Source organism: Microbacterium sp. (assembly GCF_049661145.1).
GTDB lineage: Bacteria > Actinomycetota > Actinomycetes > Actinomycetales > Microbacteriaceae > Microbacterium.
In genome coordinates, this window is the sequence record NZ_JBASZT010000369.1 from 1 (window position 1) to 6189 (window position 6189).

Here is a 6189-nt window from a genome sequence, read left to right on the forward strand (position 1 = left end):
ATCCCGCCCTCGACCACGGGCATGGGGTTCGCCGGGTCCTGGTGAATGGACCCGAGGGCGCTGTACGGCAGATGCCCGATCGAATCGAGCACCGGCGCGGCCGCCGCCCGCAGCGGGGCGAGCACCCCCTCGGCCTGCTCGGCGGTACCGACGTAGGCGGTCCGCACGTGCAGCACCGTCTGGCCGCGGATCGGATCGGGCAGCTCCGGCAGCGGAGGGAGACGGACGATCGCCGCCGACGTCGACATCTCGGTCGGCAAAGTCTCGGTCCACCGGCCCCACGCGTGGAGCGCGGAGGCCACGGCATCCCCCGTGTAGTACAGTCCGCCGCCGTACAGCTCGGCAAGCGGGAGGAGCTCGATCGTCACCGCGACAACGATGCCGAGACCCCGCTTGCCGCCGCGCAGCGCCCAGAAGAGGTCGGCGTGACTGTCGGCGCTCACGACGAGGTGCTCGCCGACTCCGGTGATCACCTCGAGCTCGCGCACGTAGTCCGCCGCGTACCCGAACGTCCGCGCCACCGGACCGAGCCCACCGCCGAGCAGGTATCCGATGACCCCGACGTGGGGCGCCGATCCCGCCAGCGGGGCGAGCCCGTGCGGCGCCGCCGCGTCGAGCACCTCACTCCACACCGTCCCCGCGCCGACGCGCACGAGCCGCCGCTCGGGATCGAGGTGCACGGAGGCGATTCCCCGGGTGAGCACGATCACGCCCCGGTCGATCGAGTGGAGCAGACCGTGGCCGCTCCCGATCGCGGTGACGGGGATGCCGTGACGTCGCGCCGTCTGCACGACGTGCACGACGTCGGCCGGGCCGGTGGCCGCGACGACGATCGGCGCGGTGTGCTGCAACGCCGTGTTGAAGCACCGCACGAGGCCGCGCTCCTCGGCATCCGCTGCGCTGTGGACTCGTCCCGGCAGAAGCTCACGGAGCTCTGCGAGGGCGCGTGCGGTGGGTTCGTCGATCGTGCCGGTCTCCAGGACTGCGTCGATCATGAGGGTCTCCTTCAGATGGTTCGGATGGTTGTCGTCTCATGATCCGGATGCCGACTTGCACACGGCTGTCACAGTCATTGCACGGGGCCGGGACTCCCCTCCAGCTGCGCGCCAGCAGCGCAGGTCACCGTCTTGACATTCGGGATGGCAATTTCGTCATCACTGGTAGAGAGTTCAGGAGGACCACCATGAAAGTGATCGTGATCATCGGCGGCGGCTACGCGGGCGTCATCTGCGCGAACCGGTTGCGTTCGTCGCTCACCGACAAGGAGGCGTCACGCGTGCGGATCCGCCTCGTCAACCCGATCGACCGGTTCGTCGAGCGCATCCGCCTGCACGAGGTCGCCGCCGGCAGCCGGCAGAGCGCGGAGCTGCCACTGTCGGAACTGCTGCACCCCGACGTCGAGGTCGTCCTCGGGCTCGCCGTGCACATCGACCCGGCGAACCGGCTGGTCGACATCCGCCACGACGGCGAGGTGAGCGCGATCGCCTATGACCGCCTCGTCTACGCGGTCGGCAGCGGCGCGTCGACGGCGCGGGTTCCCGGTGCGGACCGGTTCGCCTACGCGATCGCCGACCCTGCCTCGGCGGTAGCCGCCGCCGCAGTCATCGCGGGTCGCGCGAACGGTGACCCCGCCGCTGGCAGCACTCCGCAGCGGATCGTCGTCGTGGGCGGCGGGTTCACCGGCGTGGAGACGGCGTCCGAGGTCGCCGAGCAGCGACCGGATGCCGACGTGACGCTCGTCACGTCGGGTCCGATCGTCGCGCCGATGCGGGCGCGCGCCCGTCGGCGCATCGAGCGGACCCTCGCGCGGCTCGGCGTCACGATCGAGGACCGGCCGTTCGTGACCTCGGTGGACGACGGCGCTCTCGTGTTCGCCGACGGCACCTCGCTTCGGTTCGACGTGTGCCTGTGGACGGCATCCTTCGGTGTGCCCGAGCTCGCACGGGCGAGCGGCCTCGCGTGCGACCGCGTCGGTCGACTGCGCGTCGACGAGCATCTCCGCTCCATCGATGCCCCCGAGATCCTGGGCGCCGGCGACGCCGTTCTGCTTCCCGACGAGCTCGGCGCGCACCTGCGCATGGGGTGCGCGATCGCCCTCCCGCTGGGCGGAGCGGCTGCCGACACGCTCCTCGCGGACCTCCGCGGCGAGTCGCTGCCGGTGGCGTCGGCGGGATTCCTCGTCCAGTGCATCAGTCTGGGACGCCGCGACGGATATGTGCAGGTCGTGCACGCCGACGATCGCTCGACCCCCGTCGCGTTCACCGGCTGGGCGGGGGCGCGCATCAAGGAGGCGATCTGCCGCATGACGGTCGACGGTCCGCGCAAGGAGCGCACGACGCCGGGCGCGTATTGGGCGCCGAAAGGACCCAAAGCACCGAAGGCACCGAAGAACCAGAACCAGACGCCGACAAGCGAACCGGTGGCGAGATGACGGCGGTGTACGCGTACGGCAGCAGCGGCTACCGACGCCTGTTCGGTGTGGCGTACCGCATCCTCGGGTCGGTCCACGACGCGCAGGATGCCGTGCAGGAGGGCATCGCCCGCTGGTTCGCCCTCACCGAGGAGCAGCGCGAACGGGTGCGCGAGCCGGATGCCTGGCTGACCCGCGTCGTCGCCCGCATCTGCCTGGACGAGTTGGGTTCGGCGCGCGCGAGGCGCGAGCACTACACCGGCATCTGGCTGCCCGAGCCGCTCATCGGCGAACTGGCCGCGTCGGCGGGTGCCCCCGAGCGCCGCGACCCGGCCGACTCCGTCACGCTCGACGAACGGATCTCGATCGCGCTGCTCGTCGCGATGGAAGCCCTCACCCCGGGAGAGCGGGTGAGCCTCGTGCTGCACGACGTGTTCGGCCTGTCGTTCGACGAGATCGCCGAGGTCGTGGGCCGTTCCGCCGCATCGTGCCGGCAGCTCGCGTCGACCGCACGGCGCAAAGTGCAGGCGCGGCGCAAAGCGCAGCAGGTCGATCCGATGGACGCGACGGATGCCGCCGGCACCGCCCGCGACGACGTGGTCGCGGCCTTCCTGAACGCCTGCGTCGGGGGAGACCTCACGTCCCTCGTGCGGCTGCTCGATCCCGGGGTGGTCTCACGCGCCGACGGCGGCGACCACGTGCGCGCCGCGCGCAAGGAGGTCGTGGGGGCCGAGACCGTCGCCCGCTATCTCTTGGGCGTCGTGTCCACGCAGACCCGACGCGTGACCGAGCTCGTCCCCCGCATCGAGCCGGTGAACGGGCGGCTCGGGATCGTGACGCGCGAGGGCGACCGCGTCGTCGGAGTGTTCGACCTCGAGATCGTCGGTGGCTTGATCACCGAGATCGCGATCCTCGTGAACCCGGAGAAGCTCCGTGACCGCATCGCCTGACCTCGCCGTGCTCCCCCGCGCCGTCGCCGTGCTCGGCCAGGTCACGATCGCGGGCCTCCCGGTGCGCGGCCGGCTCGCCACCCTGCTGTCGCTGCTCGTCGCGGCGGGCGGACGCACAGTGCCGGCCGACCGCATCGTGCTGGAACTGTGGCCGGATGCCGCACCGCGGTCCGCCACCACCTCGCTGCACGTCTACGTCTCCCGCCTGCGACGACTGCTGGCGGACACCGGCGTGGCACTGCTGACGCGGTATCCCGGCTACGCGATCGAGGCGGACCCGAGCGAGATCGACCTGGCCCAGTTCATCGCCGCGGCCGACAGCGCACGGCACAGCGCAGATGCCGAGGACTGGCGCCGCGCCGTCGGCTTCGCCGAGCAGTGCCGGTCGCTGTGGCGAGGCGATCCCTTCGGCGGTGCGCTGCTCGGCCCTGAGCTCGCCGAATCGGCCGAGCGGCTGGAAGCGACCCGCCTCGAGCTCATGGAGGTCGAGGCGGCGGGGCTCATCGAGTCGGGCAGAGCGGTCGACGCCGAGCGGGTGACCGCGGAACTGCTCGACCACGACGCGCTGAACGAGCGGCGGTGGCTCCTGCGGATGCGCGCCGAGCACGCGGCGGGCAACACCGCCTCGGCGCTGGCCACGTTCGAGAAGCTCCGCGCGCTGCTGAGCGAGGAGCTGGGCGTCGATCCCGGCCCGGCGCTGCGGGAGTTCCACGAGCGCCTGCTGCGGTCGGATGCGACGGCCACCGATGATCGCCCACCGTCCCCCATCGGGCGGGATGCCGAGAGAGCGGCGATCGACTTCGCCATCCGCTCGGCCGCGGCCGGGGCGGGAAGGCTCGTCATTCTGCGGGGCGAGGCCGGCATCGGCAAGTCCGTGCTCGCGGAGTACGCCGTCGCCGCCGCGGAGCGCCAGCACCTCCGCACCTCCGCAGCCGGCGCGATGGAAGGATCCGGCACGCCCGCGCTGTGGGTGTGGGAGAACCTGCTCGCGACTCTCGCTGGCAGGATCGACGGCGGTGAGATCGTCCAGAGTCTGCTGGCCCGGCTGCCGGCGGAGCAGTCGGCATCCGACGAACGGAGCTTTCGTCTCGCGCAGGCGATCGCGCACACCGTGATCGCGCACGCGGAGCGCCGGCCGGTGCTGCTGGTGCTCGACGACCTGCAGTGGGCCGACCACGACGCGCTGCAGGTGCTGATGGTCCTCGCCCACGCGATCGCGCGGCGCCCGGTGTCGATCGTGGCACTGGCACGGACCGGCCAACCCGCCGACTCGCCCCTCGGCCTGACGCTGGCACGCCTCGCGCGACTGCCGCACAGCGAAGCGTTCGAGCTCGCCCCGTTCGGCGTCGACGAGACCACCCAGCTGCTTCCCGCCGGCGCCACGCCGATCGCCGTCCACCAACTGCTGGAGTGGACGGGCGGCAATCCGTACTTCCTTTCGCAGCTGATGCGAGAGTCCCGCTCGACGCCGCGGCGTATCCCCGCCTCGGTGCTACAGCTGCTCGGCAGCAGGCTGCAGGAGCTGCCCGGCGAGACCCGCGACGTCGTCGAACTGCTCGCCGTCGCCGGGCGCACCGCCCGCCCCGGCCTGTTGGCGAGCGCGGCAGGAGTATCGCTCGCAGAGGTGACCCGTCGCGTGCAGCCGGCGGCGGATGCCGGGTTGGTCGCAGTTCCTGACGACGAATGGCGGTTCACCCACGACCTCGCCCGCGAGGCGGTGCTCGCGCAGCTGTCCGAGGACGACCGCGTCGCGCAGCACGGCAGGATCGCGGACGGCATGGCCCTGCGCGACCCGGAGCGCCTGCACGATCCGGAGCTGTACGCCGAGCAGCGGTATCTCGGTGCCGGCGGCGTGCCGTCGCGAGCCGCGTTCGAGGCGTGCACGACGGCGGCGGACCACGCGGCATCCGTCCTCGCCTACACCCGTGCCGCGGTGCACCGGGAGCGGGCTCTGGCGATGCTGGATCCGCGGCCGGACACGCTGCGCGAGCGGTTCGCCACGCTCGTCGCGCTCGCGGAGGAGCTGCGCCTGGGCGGCGACGTGGTCGCTGCGTCGGGGGCTGTGCAGCGTGCCGTCGAGCTCGCTCAGGCAGCGGACGCGACCGACCTGCTGATGACGGCGGTCAGCCTCTACGGCGGGGTGACGCTGTGGAACTGGCGGCAGTTCGAGGAGGTGCACGAACCCACCGTCGCGACGATCCGAAGCCTGCTCGCGCAACTTCCCGGCGGTGTGGACGATTCGGCGGACGCTGCGCCGCGGGCGCAGCTGCTCGGCACCCTCGCGGTCGAGGAGTACTACGCCGTCGACCGGTTCTGGGGCGGCGAGCAGGCCGCCGAGGCGGTGCGACTCGCGCGCGGCACGGGCGATCCCGCGCTGCTGAGTCGCGTGCTGAACAACTTCGTGATCGCGACGTGGTTTCCCGGGCAGGATGCCGCGCGGCTGCGCGCCCTGGACGAGTCCCTCGGCCTGAGCGGCGCCGGGCTCCCCCTCGCCACCGAGGCCGTCGCCCGGATGCACCGCGCCAGCATCCGGCTTCGCCTGGCGGACATCGAAGGATACGAGGACGATCTGGAGCGTGCGACGTGGCTCGTGCCGCGCCTGCTGCGAGACGAGCTGGACGGGCAGCTCACGGCGCAGCGCGCCGGTCACGCGGTCCTGCTGGGTGAGGCGGAGCTGGCGCTCGAGCTCATCGACGAGGCGCACGCGCGGCTGCGCAACACGACGCTGTGGGGATCGGACTGGATGCGACTCGTCGTGCGCGCCTCGGTGTTCCGGCAGGACGGCCGGCTCGGCGAGCTCGCCGACGACCTCGTGGCACGGGCGACGGC

At 72.2% G+C, this 6189-nt stretch carries 4 protein-coding genes; 3 read left to right on the plus strand and 1 reads right to left on the minus strand.

The window, feature by feature from the left end; all coding sequences use genetic code 11:
- The coding region (locus WBP48_RS15230) for an FAD-binding oxidoreductase (protein ID WP_424441600.1) at positions 1-995 on the minus strand (995 nt) is incomplete at its 3' end.
- A gap of 188 nt (positions 996-1183) precedes the next feature.
- On the opposite strand from WBP48_RS15230, the gene WBP48_RS15235 reads away from it, so the two are divergent.
- From WBP48_RS15235 to WBP48_RS15245, 3 genes are all read left to right on the plus strand, one after another.
- Entirely contained in the window at positions 1184-2431 is a 1248-nt protein-coding gene (locus WBP48_RS15235; RefSeq protein ID WP_424441601.1) for an NAD(P)/FAD-dependent oxidoreductase, read from the plus strand.
- On the plus strand, positions 2428-3360 hold the full coding sequence (gene sigJ, locus WBP48_RS15240) for an RNA polymerase sigma factor SigJ (protein ID WP_424441602.1): 933 nt from the start codon (positions 2428-2430) through the stop codon (positions 3358-3360). The genes WBP48_RS15235 and sigJ overlap by 4 nt, the downstream gene beginning before the upstream one ends.
- Positions 3344-6189: BTAD domain-containing putative transcriptional regulator (locus WBP48_RS15245; RefSeq protein WP_424441603.1), on the plus strand; the 2846-nt coding region annotated here is incomplete at its 3' end. The genes sigJ and WBP48_RS15245, both read left to right, overlap by 17 nt.